Origin of the sequence: Zobellia uliginosa (assembly GCF_900156625.1) — a bacterium.
GTDB classification, from domain to species: Bacteria; Bacteroidota; Bacteroidia; order Flavobacteriales; family Flavobacteriaceae; genus Zobellia; species Zobellia uliginosa.
The window spans coordinates 110652-127980 of sequence record NZ_FTOB01000004.1 but is presented as its reverse complement, the minus strand read 5'-3'; the positions used below and the strand labels follow the sequence as shown (position 1 = coordinate 127980).

The following is a 17329-nucleotide window of genomic DNA, read 5'->3' as shown; positions in this document are numbered from 1 at the left end:
GTTTTAAAAAAAGATGTTAGCTCAAAAAAATCTAACATCATTACTGCTATTACGACAGAACCCTTTTTTTATTGTTCAGAAACTACTTTTTAACTCACCTTTATGGTTTCAGCGAAATGAAGTGGGTACCGACCTTTGCTAATTTCCCCAAATTCGTAGCCATAGCGCACCTAGCAAACGCTTGGCATCTTTTCTATATTTGGGTTTTTCATAAACACTTAGCCCCTTATCGGTCGGGATTAGCTCATAAGTAAAGGCAAACCGACTTTCTTTGGGATCTAGACTTATCAGTCCGAATCGAAGATCGTTAAAATAGAGTCTGTCTTCTTTTTTATTTATGGTGTACCACCCTTCGGTCACCTTGATGAGCCGTTCTATCTTTTCGTCGGACCTTAAGTCTCCCAAAAGTTGATGGTTCTTAGCATAGGACCTGAACACGATTTCCTTGGTATCGAAAAAAGAATACTCTCCTATTAAATACGCATCACCGGCATCTACATTGGCCGACCATAAGATGGTGTTGAACGGAGTAGGACGGGTATCTAACTTCTCGTAGGCGATGCCCTGTGCCTCCAAACTATAGGAGAACTGACGATAAGCTACCCATTTCAAGATCAAGGTCGTTACCAAATAGGCCGTACTGACCGTTAGCCCCAACCAGTTGTACCTTTTTCTTTTCGGCGATGTCTTCTTCTGGCGCATGGCCATAATCAGAAACACTATAAAGGGAAGGGTATACAAGGGGTCGATAACAAATATATTCTGAAAGGCCAATCGCATCTCAAAGGGCCAAAACAATTGTGTGCCCCAGGTAGTGAACGCATCGAGGACCGGATGCGTAAACAAGCCCCAGAACATTAACCAACTCCAATCTCTGAAGCTTGCCGGGCCCTTGCGTTCTATTTTTGAAATAAGCCAACCGAAAATGGGCGCAAAAAGGATGGAAAAGAATATAGAGTGACTGAAGCCACGGTGTATTTCGGTAGCGGTAACGGTATCAAAAAAGAAACGCGCCATCACATCCAAATCAGGAATGGTACCCGCAATGGCCCCATAGAGCATGGCCTTATTCCCTACTTTCTTCCCTAAAACCGCTTCTCCAACGGCCGCACCTAAAACTATTTGAGTCAACGAATCCATGTACTGGCAGCTTTAATAAAGTTCCTATTCTACAATTTGCATCTTCTTCAATAGAAAAGAGGCGTTCATGTTCTGGCAGATCCCGTCTTTGAACTTATAGTCAAAGTGAAGCTCATCGTCAATGATTTCCGCATCAAAATAATGGTTCTCTACCTGTGGCAGCTCATGGGCCACCTCACAAAGGCTTAAATCATGGGTGGCGATTATTCCCGTTGACTTCGAAGCCACCAATCGTTCTACGAACTTACGGCTACCTTCGGCCTTATCGGTACTATTGGTGCCTTTTAGAATTTCATCCAAGACAATAAAATAGCGGTCGTTTTGAATTTCGTCCACAATAAATTTCAGGCGTTTCAACTCCGAAAAGAAATACGACTCGTCATCGGTCAACGAATCGGTGGTACGCATACTCGTAATCAATTTTATAGGCGAGTACTCGACTTTTTGGGCACAAAGCGGAAGCCCTACATTGGCCATTACAATTTGCAATGACACGGTACGCAAAAAGGTACTCTTGCCGGCCATATTGGCTCCGGTAACGATAAAGAACTGTTCGCGATCTATCTTAAAATCGTTCAACACACTCTTCTCCGGGTTCAACAAAGGATGTCCGGCCCCTTCCGACCGTAAGACCACGGCCCCATCATTAATCGCCGGGTAATGGTAGTCCGGATGGTTAAAGGCAAAATTCCCCAGACTGTTGTACGCATCGAAATAGGCTATGGCGTCAAACCATTTTTCTACAAAATTACCGTGGGCGGCGATCCATTTCTCTATTTCATAACAGTGGGTCAACGTACGCAGCATAAAGCCATTGGCCAAAAAGAGGTAGATCACGTTGTTGTTTTTGTCGAGACTGTTGAGCTGTTTCGAGAATTGGGCAATGATCAAGGAGGTCTTTTCCCGTTCATGAAGTACATCGCCTTTTAAATCCTTTAAATACTCGGAAGTAAACTCGGTATTTTCGATTAAGGTCAGCAACTTGTTGTACTGCTGAAAAGTACTCTGCACTTTTGAAGCATCGGAACCGAGTTTCGTAATTTTCTTCGTATATACCCCTGTAATGCCCATACCTACCACAAGCCACAAGATCAAGGCCGACTCAGGAGCCAGATCGGCAAAATACAGTCCGAACAACAACGCCGATACCCCTGAAAAGACCATGGGCAGGTAACGCATGATTTTCGGTACGAAAGCCGTATAGTCGGCCAGCCATTTGACAATGGCATCGGTCTTTCCCTCTGTTCTGGTAAGTGAAGCTATGGCCGAAAAATTCTGTCGCCATTCGGGCATTTGGGCCAATTCCTTAATCGCCTCCTGCTTCTGTTCAATCCCTTCAATTTCATTGGCCTTGAACAAAGCCGCAAAAGTCTCGGCTCCCTGCTTTAGGGCGGTGCGGTTGGCATACTGAAAAAAAGAGCCCCTTCCGAACAGATCAATATCTTGACTGAAATAATGCAAGGGATCCTTGAATTCTTCCCCTTGTGGCAAATCGTAAAATCGGCGATCCAATACATCGAGTTCCGTTTCATTGATGCGCAACAAGGCCATCAGCCTATCACGCTGATATTGCAGTCCCGCATGCCTCGTCACTAGAAAAAGGAAAAGCACGATCGTTACCAAAATCACGCCCATAACCCATTTGGAATCGCCAAAAAACCAATAGATGGCGAAGCCCGCCACACCGAATATGGCCAAGCGCAACATACTTGAGGCGAAGAGCTTTTTCTTAATTTTCGCCAATTCTTTGGAGTATTTTTCAATTTCACCACGGTAAAAAGAATTCAATTGCTGCATAGTATCCTACAAGGATTTATATAAAATTATTGGGGTAGCCGTTTTTTTTTTAAAGGGCATCGTACTCCGCCTTAAGCTTTTTGGTGAATTTGGAAATGACCAATGCATATGAATGATCTATAAGTTCGGTTATGAGTTGGGGAGGAAGGCTTTCCAACAGAAGCGTATTCCAATGCACCTTGCTCATATGATAGCCCGGTATAATACGACCATCATATGCTTCCCTGAGGGCAATGGCACGCTCGGGGTCACATTTCAGGTTGACCTGAGACGGTAGCCGCTCTAACGCACACAGGGCGAACATCTTCCCCATAACCTTGAACACCAAGGTTTTTTCATCAAAAGGAAATGCTTCGGTAACGCCTTTTTTGGCAATGCAATAGTCACGAAACTGTTCTATATTCATTTTACCCCATTCTTATTCGAAGATGTTATCACCAACGATTTTATCTCCGGCCAATGATACCTGACTTTCATAATAGGCCTATCGCCAATATCGCACCCTTCCACGGTTTCCATTTCCTCTCCTCCACAGGCCTTGTAAAAAGCATGTGCCGCTTCATTCTGCCGCAACACCCACAGGAAGAGTCCTGATTTCGGATATTGACCAGAGCAAATACCGGCCACGCGAGACATCAATTGCCTACCCACACCCTTGCCCTGTACTTCCCTAGAGACGTGCAGATTGTCAAGCAAGGTTCCGAATAGAGGGTCGTAATCCATAAAGGCACAGGCAAAACCCCTTATCTTCCCTTTATACTCCGCTACCAGAACGACCTGGCCCTCAAAAGGGTCGCGAAGTCTATCGGCCCAAACCTCTTGTCGGTCGTTTAAGGCCTCTCCATCCAAATAACGGTCGCTAAATGCACCTCGATAGTTTTCTTGCCAGCTCTTGGCATGCAATTGCGCAATGGCCAAGGCATCATCGGCCACGGCAGGCCTATAGACCATCATACCTTTATTGTACGCCCATTGAATCGTAAACGATTACCTTGGCCCATAGGTGGCTCGACTCCTCAATAAACACCTTGTGAGGCGCCTCGTCTTGGTACTTTTGCTGGGCTTCGGCCGATTCAAAAGTTACGATCAAGGAATAGGTAAAAGATCCATCTACCACATCACGGCTAGCTTTGGGCGGCCTGCCTATAAAGCTGGTTTTCGCATAGGCCGAATTATCCAAAAACTTCTGTAAGGATTTTTCAAATGCGGCACGGTCTTCTTGGTTATCGGGATTTTTGAACCAGAAGAATACGGTATGGGCAAAATGGGGATCAAACTCTCTCATGTCATTCTTTGTTTGGCCATTAGCGGTAATGGCAAGGGTTAAAAATAATATTACTGTAGTAAACGTTCTCATAATCATTGTATTTATATAAACCATTTAAGCTAGTCTTCGAGCATTTCTTTTTGCTTCTCGGTAATTTTCAAAGCCGTGTAATCAAGTTTCCAACCAATGGTCTCCACTATATTCTCGATCAACAATACGGCCTGAATGGCTTCCTTTTTGGCCGTTTCCATCAATCCGCTTTGCGGGATCTTCTCTCGGATATGTTGTTTGGCTTCTTTGTTCAATAAGGTCAGGTCTTCCGAAGAAAAGAAATTGAACACCCCGCTCTGAATATCGTAAAACTGGATATCGGGCTCGATCGACAAGATTTCCGGCTCTGGAAAATGGGTCAGTATGATCCGCTTGTTCTCCTCATCGGCCTTGATCTTTATTTTTTTCAGGTCATATCCGATATGGGCCTTGGCATTGATGACCAACAGGGCTTTTTTCTTGCTGCTCACTAAGCTCATAAACCGTTCCTTGATATTCTCATAACGGTAGATTTCGGCAAAATCGCCTTCGACCGAAACCAGCTTGCACACGCGCTGTATCTTATCTACAAGTACCGTAGATTGGTGCTTGGTGACCTCTTTCTTCTTTTTCTGCCTCAAAAAGGAATATACCCAGTACATGAGAATAGCACCTAATATCAGGCCTAAGAAGGTATCGAAAATATTATCCATGTTATTTTCCTATTTCCCCCAAGTGGGTAAATTTAAATCCTTTGTCGTACTTCAGGCCGTAACCGAAAACACGATCCATTGCAGCATGCGAAAATAAGATAATCCCTATCAACTGCAATATCGGTTCTGAAATATACGCCCCAATTATATAGATCACAAGGGCAATGCCCTTATGATGGAACAGATTGTAGGTAAAGGCCCCTGCCTTGTTTCCCAAAAGATAGCCGAGCATACCAATATCAGGGGTCAACAATAAAGCCAAAAACCACCACCAAGCATAGGGCAAGAGGCTAAACAGATAAATGCCGAAGAGGAACATGAAGAATTCCTCAACCTTCAAGAGTCTTTTCATTTTTTAATAATTTCATAAAGTACCGGCCTACTGGGGCTAGCGTCGTTCTCAAAAGGCGCCACCTGTAGGTCTAATATGTAAGAGCCATCTCCTACGGAGTTGGGCACATAAATAAATTCCGTTATGGTAGCATTCTTGCGAAGTTTACCATTAAAGTTCCAAAATGCCTTATGGGCGACCAAGGCCCCATTGTCTTTTTCCTTATCTACGGAAGGAAGGTCTACCAGCAAATGCCCGACTCCCTTTTCCACCAAAAATTCGGCCGCTTCCTGCGTAAGATAAGGCGGATTCGAATGCGAGTACTGCCTAGACTTCTTCTGACTCAAATTGGGCAAGGTACGGATGACCAAGGCTTCCCTCTTTTTATTGCCCAAAGCGTATTTTAGCTGCTTTTTTGAAATCACAAAATCGCCATCAAGCATTTCTGGGGCAATGGTAATCACTTCGGCCAAAAAGAAATATTGCTTTAGGTTCTTATTGACGGAATGAAACTCGTCCGTGATATGCCCGACACATTCGGTATGGGTACCATGGGCATGGGGATTGAAGGCAATATCGTTAAAATTAATCGATGCCCCCTCAGACACCTTACCCACAAAACCATCTTCTTCATGTGCCCTAATTTCAGGCGGCGCAACGTACCAGGCAGTTACGTTTTCACTCCCCCCTTTTATAGCGATGGAAATATCCAAGGGCTTGCTAAGGTCTATCGGGTAATTCTTTGTTCTATATTTTATTGTGGCAATCATAAAATGTGTTGAGTTTTAAGGACATCCATAAGCTACGGAAACTCAAAAGGCACTATTTTTCCTTTTCAATGCCATATGCCGACACCTACCCCAAATTTACCATAAAAAGGTCAGATGCGAGGCCGTCTGCCAAAAAACGCCCTTTTTTGGTAGTCAACAAGGTGTCTCCCGCAATATGGAGCAATTCGTCCCTCAGGTGTTTTTCGGCCTGCATCAATGCATACTCACGATAGTTCTCACCAAAATCGGACGCTATCCTTGAAAGCGACACCCCCCAAATGGTACGTAGGCCGGTCATTACATATTCGTTATAGGTATCGGTAACCGACAGGGTCTCCGTCTCCATAGGAAGCTCCCCTTTTTCGATAGCCCTTAGGTATTTCGGATTATTATTGATGTTCCACCCCCTACGCACACCATCATAAGAATGGGCCGAGGGACCTATACCCAAGTATTTTTTCTGTTGCCAATAGGCCGTGTTGTTTTTTGAAAAATAGCCCGGCTTCCCGAAATTGGAGATTTCGTAGCTCTCAAACCCGGCAGCCTCCAAGGTCTCCGATAAAATATAAAAATGCGCCTGCGCCACCTCATCATCTACATTTTTGACCAAGCCTTTTTTTATAAAACTAGCAAGGGCCGTTTGTGGCTCAACGGTGAGGGCATAACTCGAAATATGGGGAATACCAAAGGAAAGGGCTTTGTCGATATTATGCTTCCAACGTTCATTGTCCATATCCGGAACGCCGTAAATCAAATCGATAGAAATATTATCGAAATAGGCGGTTGCCTCCCTTATGCAATTCTCCGCTTCACTGGCATTATGTGCCCGGTTCATCAGTTTTAAATCTTCTTCAAAAAAGGACTGTATTCCAATACTTAAACGATTGACAGGACTCTTAGCAAGGGCCATTATCTTCCCCGTCGACAAATCATCCGGGTTGGCCTCCAAGGTGATTTCAGGATCCCCTGCAACTTTATAATTGTCGTAAACCGAATCAATAATGGATTGTATTTCCTCGGTTTCCAAGACGCTCGGCGTTCCTCCTCCAAAATAAATAGTCTCCACCACCTCATCGTTGAACTCGTCTTTACGCAAGCGCAGTTCTTTCCGCAAAGCCGCAACCATTGCCCCTTTCTTTCCCATGGAGGTCGAAAAATGGAAGTCGCAATAATGACAGGCCTGTTTGCAAAAAGGGATGTGGATATAGATTCCGCTCATGTTTTTTTGGGGTAATTGGTGTTAAGTATACAGTATTAAGTATTTAGCTCTTAAGGCTTTGGGCTATTGTCTTTTTTTGGATGTAGGGAAATAAGGTTTAACGTTCACCGAGTGTTCTTTACCTCATACCCCGCAACATAATTCCCCCTACTTCTTCACCCTAGAACTATTCTGTTTAACAAATGCGTCCCAACCAGAGTAGCTCTTACCGACCTCTACCCTGCCTTCGTTGTAAAAGTGACAAACGGCAGCGGCAAGGCCGTCGGTGCTATCCAAATTCTTGGGCAAGGTTTTTAATCCCAGTAGACTTTGGAGCATTTTGGCCACTTGTTCCTTACTGGCATTACCATTCCCGGTGATGGCCATTTTTATTTTCTTCGGCAAATATTCCGTTATGGGAATTTCACGTGAGAGTCCCGCAGCCATGGCCACACCTTGGGCGCGCCCCAGTTTGAGCATCGACTGTACGTTTTTGCCAAAGAAAGGTGCCTCTATGGCGATTTCATCAGGGTGATACGTGTCTATAAGTTCTATGGTGCGTTCAAAAATGAGCTTTAGTTTTACGTAGTGGTCATTATATTTTTGAAGGAGCAGTTCGTTCATTTGAATGAACTCCATTTTTTTTCCTACTACCTTTATAAGACCGAAGCCCATAATGGTAGTACCTGGGTCAATACCGAGTATAATTTTTTCCGTAGCCAAATGATTTGTTTTATTGCAGTACTATAGGAATTCTAAATTTTGCCCTAACGGGAATACCTCTTTTTAATGCGGGCTCAATTTTGGGCAAACGGTTCAAACATTTTGTAATCTGTTCGTCAAAACCCGGAAGCTGATCGTCGGTAATACCGCCCTTATCGATTTCCAAAAGTGAAATGGCCCCTGAAACTTCCATCAAAAAGTCGACAAAAATAGTATCGTTGACGGCTTCTTCCACCACAAAATCCGATTCTTCCAAAGTTTCTGAGAAGTGCTTCAACAAAGTCGTCATAAAACATTGTTTCTGCTCTTGTTTAGAAGCCGTTTCGTCACAATCGGCGAAAAGAGGGTATTGGTCCACATCTTCCCAGTCGATACCCAATATCTCTTTGTTTACCAATTCTTGGGTTTTCTTCTCCCTTGAAGCCGACCAATTACACGCGGTCAGCACGAATAGAAAGCATAAAAATGTAAGGTTTCGCATTGCCCTGAATTCTAGGCGGAAATTACGATTTTTTAGGGAGGTTTACGCTATGAATAGCGATTCTCAAAGGGAAAACACCTAAAAAATGGATCTTAGCAGCAAAAAAGCAATCTAGAAAACGAGGGGGATTATTTCACATCGTAATGAATTTCCTCCTTTAATTCAGAAATACGCTTGTTTACCATTTTGGACATATAGTCATTTTTATCACCAAATCTCTCGTCAAAGTTTTCATAATACGTTAATTTGATTTTAGGGTCTTTGTAATACTGATCCGCCACTGTACAAACATTGTGATAGACCAGTGCATCATCCGGGTCTTCTTGATGTGCTAATTTGTAGTATTTCAAAGCCGTTTTTATATCGCCTTTACTTCTTGCGATTCCTGCCAGGGCTACATATTCCTTCAACAAAAATGGTTTTTGAACCGCTATGGACCCTTTGATGTAATATTGGGCACTATCTATCTGCCGGTCTTTCCGAAATACCTGACCTAAATTATAATAGGCATCGGCATTTTCATCGTTCAGTTCCAAGACCTTTTTATAGTTGGCTTTTGCCTTTTCAAACTCCCAATCCTTAAAGTAACAATAACCTAATTTCTCGTAGATGTACTCTTTGTGCTCGCCCAACTCTATAAGCCTTTCAAAATAAGGAGATGCCTTGACATACTCATCGTTGTTATAATAGGCCAGTGCTTTTAAGTTTATCAGTGCGACGTCGTTTTCGTAGAAGCCAAGGCCTTTATCGATAAAAGTTAAGGCCGAGTCTTTTTCTCTCTGGCTCACATAATATTTCCCTAATTGAAACAGACTTCTTAAATGTGTACTATCAATTACCACTGCATTTTTGTAAGACACCAGACCACGCTCGGTCTTTTTTTCTTCACGAAAGGTCTCTCCCAAATAAAAATGATACTCAGGGTTGTTACTTGCAGCATGCGTCAGTTCTAAGAATAGGGCCTCCGCATTCGTAAAGTCTTTTGTTTTCAGACAGAGCTTTCCCAGTTCAAATTTTGCAATTTGAAGCCTTGCATCTTGAGACAGCACATTCTGATACTGTGCAATTGCTTTTTCATAATTGCCAATAGCGTTATAGGCCCTGGCAATTTGCAAGGTAGAAGCAACGGAAGCATTTTCGGCATAATGGTTTATTGCCCTTAGGTAGTTACCGGTGGCATAGAGACTATCGGCCACCGGCGATGTGACCGCTTGGGCTTCTGATGTAATATAGATTACCATCAAAAAAATACGAATTATGACTCTCAAGCTATCTAAGTTTAAAGGTGATAGGAACTGAATATGGTACATTTACATTTTTACCCTTATGTTTACCCGGGGACATTTTAGGTAATTTAGAAATAATACGTTCCGCTTCCTCTTCGAAAGATTTATCCGGGCCTCTTGTAGAAATATGAGTAATGTTTCCTGAGGTATCCATTAGGAAAATTACCAGAACCCTACCTTGAATCCCTCTTTCTTGTGCATCCTGCGGATACCTGAAATTCTTGGAAATATGCCGATTTACACTTTTCTGAAAACAGTCTTGTATATTATCCGCATTTTCACAACCCGGAAAAACAGGGGGAATTTCTACTTCTTTAAATGCCACGGAATTCCCATAAGCTATTTGGGCCTCAGCGGATAATTTAGCTATTTCTTCCTTTTGCATTTGCGCATAAATATCGTCAGTACTAGACGGACTAAACCCTGCCTGTTCTAATTTAAAACTGATAGGAATTGAAAATGGAACTTTGACTGTTTTACCCTCGAAAGAACCCGGTGTCATACGCGGCAATTTTTTAATAATACGAACCGCTTCATTTTCTAATAATTCATGGGGACCTCTTTTGCGAATATCAGTAATTAAACCATCTTCGTTTATGGTAAACATAATACTCACCCTACCTTGAATGCCTTGCCTCTGAGCCTCTTCCGGATATTTAAAATACTTGCCAATATGTTCCTGCATATTTTGTTGAAAACAAGCTTTTAAATCATTTTCATTTTCACAACCCGGAAAAACAGGAACCTCGTGGGCATAAGCAAAAGGCACTAGATTTTCTTCTCTATAAATCTTTTTCCAATCGTACGGTTCGCCTGCAGAAGGTATAAAGTTTTTAAATAATTTTGCTCGCCCGTTTGTATTATTTATGGTCATTTTAGCCCGAATTGGTTCGTTGTTAATTCCCGAAACAAATACGTCCTCCTTTGTACTTTCGAACTTCAATGAATTTTGGGAATCTTCTACCTTTAAGCTCCAGGCTTCTTCGGAATCGGCTAGAGACTTCAATCTTGCATACACCTTAGTTTCCTCTTCTTCAGAGAGATTATCTACGCTACTTACGGTTATGATATTTTCATTAACCTCCAGACTATTTTCATCATCGTTTTCGCACGAAGTATAAAACAACATCCCCAAAATCAAGGGCAACAATGCCAAATACTTTAATTTGAAAACCGATTTTGATTGTGATTTTTGTAACATGACGATTCGTTTTTTGATTAATGATGATTTAAAAAAATGATTGATGAACGATATATTTTGAGTTTGAAATACTTGGGAAAGCAACAATTGGTATTGCTCGTTTTTATTGTTTTTCGCAACTTTTGCATCGGCGATGAACTCGTGCAATTCCGATATTCTATTTTGGTAAACGTAGACTAGAGGGTTGAACCAACCTATTATCCGCATGAGCTCAAAAAAGAGCAAATCCCAAGAATGGCCTTGTTTTATATGAACCAATTCATGGTCGATAATATTGGTGTAATCCGTTTTTGAAACCTTATCCCCAATAAAAATTGATTTAAAGAAGGAGAAAGCCATGTTGCTATTGGGAATCAATATTTGTGTAAACTCCTTGAAACTAATCCGGTCTCCTTTTATGCTCAAAAGGTACAGCTGGCGCAGCTTATACGCCAACAGCAATGTAGCTACCAGTGCTCCTGATACAAATAATACCGTTTGCCATGAAATGTCTATTCCGGTAGGCTCCCGAGCTCCAACTACAAGGGCATTATTTACCCCCCAAAGTTGCTCGCCATATTCAATATAGGGCTGTTCTACTGTGGTTTTAAAAGCGTCTATTTTTATAAAAGGCAGCACTAAAGACAACAAAAATGTACCCAAAAGATAAAAGCGGTTCCATTGAAAAAAGGTCTCCCGTTTTAGCAGGGCATCATAAATCACAAGAAAAACCAATTGAAAAGCCATGCTCTCCAGAATATACTGTATCATCAGCGTCAGTTTTATTTATTCTTTTTATTTATCCCTTCCGGCCTGGAAGCCTTTTTAATATCCTGCATTATAGATTCCAATTCAGAAAGACTCATATCGTTCTTCTTCATAAAAAAAGAGACCATACTTTTAAAGGAACCCTGAAAATACCCGTCCACCAGCTTATTGATACTCTGGTTGCTGTAATCCGACTTTTTTACGATAGGAAAGTAGAGATAGCCCTTCCCCTCCTTTTCATGGCCCACAAAGCCCTTTCCCTCTAAAATCCGTACTATCGTAGATACCGTATTATATGCCGGTTTGGGCTCGGGCAAGCGTTCAATAATGGCCGCAACATTACACTTTTCCAACTCCCATAACCGTTGCATCACCTCTTCTTCCGCCTTTGTTAATTGCTTCATTTAACTAAGTATTTAGTTTAACATTAAAACAAATATAACTAAAATTTTAGTTCAAACTATTTTTTTAGTTCAAAAAAAAATAAATCGGTTTTACGCACCATCAAAAGTGCTAACACACTAACAGTCAGGCCTCCCTTTAAAAGTAACAGGAGAGCCCACCGAAAAGATGTAACAAAATGTACTTATCTTCGTCAAACAGCAAATTGATAAAATGGACATTGTACTGCTTGTTTTAGGTTTCATTTTGATGTTCGTGGGAATTTTGGGCAGCTTCTTGCCCGTACTCCCAGGACCTCCGATCAGCTGGGTGGGACTACTATTGCTACACCTCACCAAGGCCGTTCCCCAAGACTGGTTATTTTTAGGTATTACGGCGGCCCTCGCCCTAATGGTATTTGCCCTAGACTACGTAATACCCGCCATAGGGACAAAAAAATTCGGTGGAACCAGGGCAGGGGTTATCGGCACTACCTTGGGACTATTGGTCGCGCTTTTCTTCCCAATTTTAGGTCCTCTTGGCATTATTGTTTGGCCATTTGTGGGGGCCTTGGTAGGGGAATTATTGAATAAAGCCGATGGAAAAACGGCCACCAAAGCCGCTTTTGGATCGTTCTTGGGTTTCTTGACCGGTACCTTTATGAAATTCTTGATTGCCATAATCTATCTCGGACTCTTTCTATCGACGGCCTGGAATTACCGTTTAGAGCTATTTTCGTTTTAAAACCAAAACCCATCCCCATGAAAAGAACAACATTCACATCGGTACTGCTTTTACTGATGGGGCTTTCTGTCTTTTGCCAAGAATCCAATTTCAATAAGCTTGACAGTCTTTTTAACCATTTAGAAAGCCATGATCGTTTCATGGGAAGCCTTGCCCTTTCAGAAAACGGAAAGACGATATACAGTAGATCCATCGGTTATGCAGATATTGATGCCCAACAAGAAATTGACGAAAAAACGAAATTCAGAATTGGGTCCATTACCAAAATGTTTACTTCTGTACTTACTTTTATGGCCATTGAGGAAGGAAAAATATCCCTGGACCAACCTATAGCCGACTTTTTTCCTAACATTAAAAACGCCACCAGTATTACTATTGGTAATTTGCTTAATCACCGAAGCGGTATTGCCAATGTTACCAGCAGACCAGATTACCTTCTATGGAATACGCAACCCAAAACAAGACAGCAACTACTGGAACTTATAGAACAAGGGGGTAGTGTTTTTGAACCTAATAGCAAAGGAGAATACAGCAACTCCAATTATCAGCTATTGACTTTTATTCTGGAAGACGTTCTAAAGGACAGTTACGCCAATCTTATTAAAACAAAAATAACCGAGCCCCTGCAGTTAAAAAATACATATATGGGGAGCCCCATAGACCCCAACAACCATGAGGCCTTTTCATATAATTATGATACCCGATGGAACAAATCTTTTGAAACCCATATGTCCATTCCAATAGGAGCCGGAGCCATCGTCTCTACTCCTACCGACCTTAATACTTTTTCCACCGCTCTACATGAGGGGAAACTTATTACCAACAAAAGTCTAAAACAAATGAAGACTTTTGAAGATGGTTACGGTATGGGATTGTTTGAAATGCCTTATTTCAATAAAAAAGGATTTGGACACAATGGTGGTATAGACGGCTTTACTTCTCAACTAGCTACATTTCCCAAGGACCATATTTCCGTGGCACTCATATCTAACGGAACCCGTTATAGCAATAATGATATTCTTATTGCTGTTTTAGCGGCATATTATGACAAGTCTTTTAACATACCCCATTTCGAAACCATTGAGGTTACAGCAGAAGACTTAGAAAAATATCTAGGCATTTATGGAAGCAAACAACTCCACTTGAAACTTACTATTACCGAAAACGAAGGAAACCTAACAGCACAGGCTACCGGTCAGCCCTCATTTCCGTTGGAAGCGGTAGAAGAGCATGCCTTTGAGTTTCACCAAGCAGGCGTACGCCTGGAATTCAATCCAAAAGAAAATACCATGCTACTAAAACAAGGAGGAAACACTTATATGTACACCAGGGAATAAGCTTTAGACAGGCCTTAATCCATCCAAACTACCTTATCCGCAATGGGACTCCGCTGTCCTTCAGGAATTTCCTCATCGGAATAGCCCATATAGAAAAAGCCCAAACAGGCTTCACCCTCGTTCATTTCAAAAAAATCGTTCATATGCTTTACCAGTCCCGGTGAGCTCCAATAGCAGCCAATACCCATTTCCGTACAGCAGAGCCACATATTTTGAACGGCCATTGCGGTAGCGGCGACTTCTTCCCATTCGGGAATACTTTGGGCGGGATCCCTTTGCATACAGATAGCGATAATTGCGCCCGCACGCTTCGGGTTTTCAATCAGTTTTTTGGCTTTGAACTCCTTCGGGTTGGGATCGTTTTCCAGATATTTCAAGGAAAGGAAAAGTCCCAATTTCTCTTGAGACTCCCCCTGTAAAACCCGAAACCTCCATGGTTCGGTTTTTTTGTGGGTAGGGGCCCAATTGGCCGCTTCCAATATTTTTTCGATATCGGCCTTGGCAATAGGCTTATTATTATACTGCGCTGGAAAAACCGAGCGTCTGTTTTTTATAAGGTCAAAAATCATAGCTTCTTTTTTGAGGTACAAATCTATGAATTTGTTATTACTGTTATCCCAAAATCAAATCCATGCAGTTTTTTAAGACAGGATTTCTATTATCGGATTTCCAAATAACGGAAAGCACCGCTCTTTGGGGGATTTGCTTTAGCTCAATGAACTTTATTTTCATCTTAAAACCATACTGCAAAGACGTTGGCACTATGGAAACACCCAAATTATTTTCTACCAATTTAAAAATGGTCTGCGCATGAACCGACTTATGGGAAACTTTTGGACTAAAACCGGAATCCTCGCAAATACTCACTACAGTATCATAATACAAAGGACTGTATTCCTGTGCAAAAAGAATAAAACTCTCTTCTTTCAATTGCCCCATTTTCTTGAAATTTTCAGCGCTTAACGCATGATTTTCAGGAAGCACTACAGAGAAACTATCCTCTTTTACCGGCATAATTTCAATTCCTTTAGGTACCCGGGCCAAGCGTACAAAACCAATATCTAATTTATCTTTTAAAAGCGCGTCGACCTGGGCACGATTTGAAAGTTCCTCAAGACTCGTTTTTATTCCCGAATATGATTCTTTTAATTGTAACAAGAATTTCGGGATTACTTCTTGCATTGCAGAACCCAAAAATCCAATTCTTACTTCACCTAGATGTCCCTCTCCAATTGTTCTTGATTGCTTTTGGATTAGTTCTAAGTGATTAAGGATAAACTCTACCTCTTCTTTTAAATACATACCCGCCGGAGTCAGCTTCACTTTTTTCTTATCCCGCACAAAAAGTGGTGTATCCAAGATTTCTTCCATTTGTTTGATTTGCCTGCTCAAACCAGGTTGGGAAATAAAAAGTTTTTCCGCTGCCTTTCTAAAATGCAACTCTTTTGCCACAGCTAGGAAATAATTGAAATGACGCAACTCTAATTGATAACTCATGGTTATTGACTATTGACTATAATGGTATCACTGATCATCAAAATTACTCTTTAATTTTATAATCCATAAAAAATAGAAGCATGGCGACTACAAAAAAGACCTTTTGTTTTGGCGAAGATTGGCTAACCGCCGGCATAGCAATTTCAATAGCAGCGGGTAAAACGGAAATGAAACTGACCTCTTCCACTAGAGAGAAAGTCAAAGCAAGCTGGAAAACAGTTCAGAACATTGTTGAAAAAGGCCATCCGGTTTATGGTATCAACACCGGTTTTGGTCCACTATGCACAACAAAAATATCAAAGGAGGATACCAAAATTTTACAAAATAATATTTTGCAAAGCCATAGTGTCGGGGTGGGCGATACCATTGATATGGAAATTGCCAAACTCATGATGATTTTAAAAGTGCAATCGTTAGCTAAAGGATATTCCGGTATTGCAGAATCTACCTTGGAACGTATAATATGGCATATAGAAAACGATGCTATACCTGTAGTGCCTTCCCAAGGCTCTGTCGGGGCCTCGGGTGATTTAGCCCCGCTTTCGCATCTTTTCTTACCTTTAATAGGACTAGGAAAGGTTCACTTTAAAGGTGAAGAAATAGCAGCCGCCACCTTATTGAAAAAAGTAGGGTTAACGCCTCTGAATTTGGGGCCCAAAGAAGGATTGGCCCTAATCAACGGTACTCAATTCATAGCGGCACATGCGGTTAAAGTAGTGCAAAAATTACAAGGCTGCTTAGCCCAAGCCGATGTCATTGGGGCAATGATGATCGAAGGACTTCAAGGCTCCGTCAAACCTTTCTTTAATGAACTTCATGCGCTAAGACCGTACAAAGGGAACATTCATGTTGCCAAACGCATAAAACGATTACTAAAAGGTTCCGAAATATTAGAGGACCATATTGACTGTGAACGGGTTCAAGACCCATATTCCCTACGTTGCATTCCACAAGTACATGGCGCATCTAGAAATGCATGGCTGCACCTTAAAGAGTTGACCGAAATAGAATTGAATTCCGTCACCGACAACCCACTGATTATCAACGAAAAATTAACCATTAGTGGAGGAAACTTTCACGGTCAACCCTTAGCAATGGCTTTAGATTATGTTTGTCTTGCTGCTTCAGAAATAGGAAATATTTCGGATCGCAGAATTTATTTGGCACTTAAAGGCAACAGCCCTGGGGTACCAAAGCTTTTAATGGAAGACACCGGAATAAATTCCGGTTATATGATATTGCAATATACTACCGCTGCCTTGGCTAGTGAAAATAAGGGACTTTGTTTTCCTTCAAGCGCCGATAGCATTCCCACTTCCTTAGGCCAGGAAGACCATGTAAGCATGGGCTCTATTGGGGGAAGGAAGGCTCTTCAGGTCATTGGCAATATAGAAAAGATTCTGGCCATTGAACTTTTGACGGCGGCACAGGCTTTCGAATTTCGAAAACCCTTGAAGTCAGGAATTTTTTTGGATGAAATCCATAAAGAAATTAGAAAAAAAGTGGCTTTTGCCGAAAAGGATAGGGTATTTGCCGACGACATTCAAAAGGGAATTGAAATGATTAAAAACCAGACTATTATTAAAGCAATAGATAAAGTCAAAAAGGAAAAGAATCTCAAATTTGAAATACCTTTCTCAGAGGAATTCGAAACTTACTAAATAGTGTATCCCTACAATATCACAA

19 protein-coding genes are annotated in these 17329 nt (G+C 41.7%); 3 read left to right on the top strand and 16 right to left on the bottom strand.

Annotated elements, in window-relative coordinates; translation table 11 throughout:
- Window positions 1-138: 138 nt before the first annotated feature.
- The 14 genes from BW980_RS13100 to BW980_RS13035 all read right to left on the bottom strand — a co-directional run bounded on the left by BW980_RS13100 (window position 139) and on the right by BW980_RS13035 (window position 12088).
- Window positions 139-1140: a metal-dependent hydrolase gene (locus BW980_RS13100; protein ID WP_076455687.1), complete on the bottom strand. Its 1002-nt coding sequence runs from the start codon at window positions 1138-1140 to the stop codon at window positions 139-141.
- Window positions 1141-1164: 24 nt separating this feature from the next.
- On the bottom strand, window positions 1165-2937 hold the full coding sequence (locus BW980_RS13095) for a MutS-related protein (RefSeq protein WP_076455686.1): 1773 nt from the start codon (window positions 2935-2937) through the stop codon (window positions 1165-1167).
- A gap of 49 nt (window positions 2938-2986) precedes the next feature.
- The gene (locus BW980_RS13090) at window positions 2987-3343 is read right to left on the bottom strand and encodes an MmcQ/YjbR family DNA-binding protein (RefSeq protein ID WP_076455685.1); all 357 of its coding nucleotides are present in this window, start codon (window positions 3341-3343) and stop codon (window positions 2987-2989) included.
- Window positions 3340-3891, bottom strand: a complete 552-nt coding sequence (locus BW980_RS13085; protein WP_076455684.1) for a GNAT family N-acetyltransferase — start codon at window positions 3889-3891, stop codon at window positions 3340-3342. The genes BW980_RS13090 and BW980_RS13085 overlap by 4 nt, the downstream gene beginning before the upstream one ends.
- A gap of 4 nt (window positions 3892-3895) precedes the next feature.
- The gene (locus tag BW980_RS13080; protein WP_317042197.1) at window positions 3896-4222 is read right to left on the bottom strand and encodes a Dabb family protein; all 327 of its coding nucleotides are present in this window, start codon (window positions 4220-4222) and stop codon (window positions 3896-3898) included.
- A 101-nt stretch (window positions 4223-4323) separates the two neighbouring features.
- On the bottom strand, window positions 4324-4947 hold the full coding sequence (locus BW980_RS13075) for a DUF4230 domain-containing protein (protein ID WP_076455683.1): 624 nt from the start codon (window positions 4945-4947) through the stop codon (window positions 4324-4326).
- Window position 4948: 1 nt separating this feature from the next.
- On the bottom strand, window positions 4949-5299 hold the full coding sequence (locus BW980_RS13070; RefSeq protein WP_076455682.1) for a DUF4260 domain-containing protein: 351 nt from the start codon (window positions 5297-5299) through the stop codon (window positions 4949-4951).
- Window positions 5296-6048, bottom strand: a complete 753-nt coding sequence (locus BW980_RS13065; protein WP_076455681.1) for a cyclase family protein — start codon at window positions 6046-6048, stop codon at window positions 5296-5298. Before BW980_RS13065 ends, BW980_RS13070 begins: the two co-directional genes overlap by 4 nt.
- 85 nt (window positions 6049-6133) lie before the next feature.
- Entirely contained in the window at window positions 6134-7267 is a 1134-nt protein-coding gene (gene hemW / locus BW980_RS13060; RefSeq protein WP_076455680.1) for a radical SAM family heme chaperone HemW, read from the bottom strand.
- A 147-nt stretch (window positions 7268-7414) separates the two neighbouring features.
- The gene (gene ruvC / locus BW980_RS13055; RefSeq protein WP_076455679.1) at window positions 7415-7969 is read right to left on the bottom strand and encodes a crossover junction endodeoxyribonuclease RuvC; all 555 of its coding nucleotides are present in this window, start codon (window positions 7967-7969) and stop codon (window positions 7415-7417) included.
- Window positions 7970-7979: 10 nt separating this feature from the next.
- Entirely contained in the window at window positions 7980-8450 is a 471-nt protein-coding gene (locus tag BW980_RS13050; protein WP_076455678.1) for a hypothetical protein, read from the bottom strand.
- 128 nt (window positions 8451-8578) lie between these two features.
- Complete coding sequence (locus BW980_RS13045; protein WP_175609894.1) at window positions 8579-9718, bottom strand: tetratricopeptide repeat protein; 1140 nt, start codon at window positions 9716-9718, stop codon at window positions 8579-8581.
- Window position 9719: 1 nt separating this feature from the next.
- On the bottom strand, window positions 9720-11687 hold the full coding sequence (locus BW980_RS13040) for a M56 family metallopeptidase (RefSeq protein WP_175609893.1): 1968 nt from the start codon (window positions 11685-11687) through the stop codon (window positions 9720-9722).
- Window positions 11688-11698: 11 nt separating this feature from the next.
- Window positions 11699-12088: a BlaI/MecI/CopY family transcriptional regulator gene (locus BW980_RS13035; protein ID WP_076455675.1), complete on the bottom strand. Its 390-nt coding sequence runs from the start codon at window positions 12086-12088 to the stop codon at window positions 11699-11701.
- A gap of 211 nt (window positions 12089-12299) precedes the next feature.
- Between BW980_RS13035 and BW980_RS13030 the strand changes: the two genes are divergently transcribed.
- Both BW980_RS13030 and BW980_RS13025 read left to right on the top strand, forming a co-directional pair.
- Window positions 12300-12809, top strand: coding sequence for a DUF456 domain-containing protein (locus tag BW980_RS13030; protein ID WP_076455674.1), 510 nt, complete (start codon window positions 12300-12302; stop codon window positions 12807-12809).
- Window positions 12810-12826: 17 nt separating this feature from the next.
- The gene (locus BW980_RS13025; RefSeq protein ID WP_076455673.1) at window positions 12827-14146 is read left to right on the top strand and encodes a serine hydrolase domain-containing protein; all 1320 of its coding nucleotides are present in this window, start codon (window positions 12827-12829) and stop codon (window positions 14144-14146) included.
- A 14-nt stretch (window positions 14147-14160) separates the two neighbouring features.
- On the opposite strand, the gene BW980_RS13020 is transcribed toward BW980_RS13025, so the two are convergent.
- Both BW980_RS13020 and BW980_RS13015 read right to left on the bottom strand, forming a co-directional pair.
- Window positions 14161-14715, bottom strand: a complete 555-nt coding sequence (locus BW980_RS13020) for a nitroreductase family protein (RefSeq protein WP_076455672.1) — start codon at window positions 14713-14715, stop codon at window positions 14161-14163.
- A gap of 43 nt (window positions 14716-14758) precedes the next feature.
- Window positions 14759-15643 carry a LysR family transcriptional regulator gene (locus BW980_RS13015; protein ID WP_076455671.1) on the bottom strand — a complete coding sequence of 295 codons (885 nt, stop codon included), beginning with the start codon at window positions 15641-15643 and terminating at the stop codon, window positions 14759-14761.
- Window positions 15644-15723: 80 nt separating this feature from the next.
- On the opposite strand from BW980_RS13015, the gene hutH reads away from it, so the two are divergent.
- Window positions 15724-17304 carry a histidine ammonia-lyase gene (hutH, locus tag BW980_RS13010; RefSeq protein WP_076455670.1) on the top strand — a complete coding sequence of 527 codons (1581 nt, stop codon included), beginning with the start codon at window positions 15724-15726 and terminating at the stop codon, window positions 17302-17304.
- The last annotated feature ends 25 nt before the right edge of the window (window positions 17305-17329 follow it).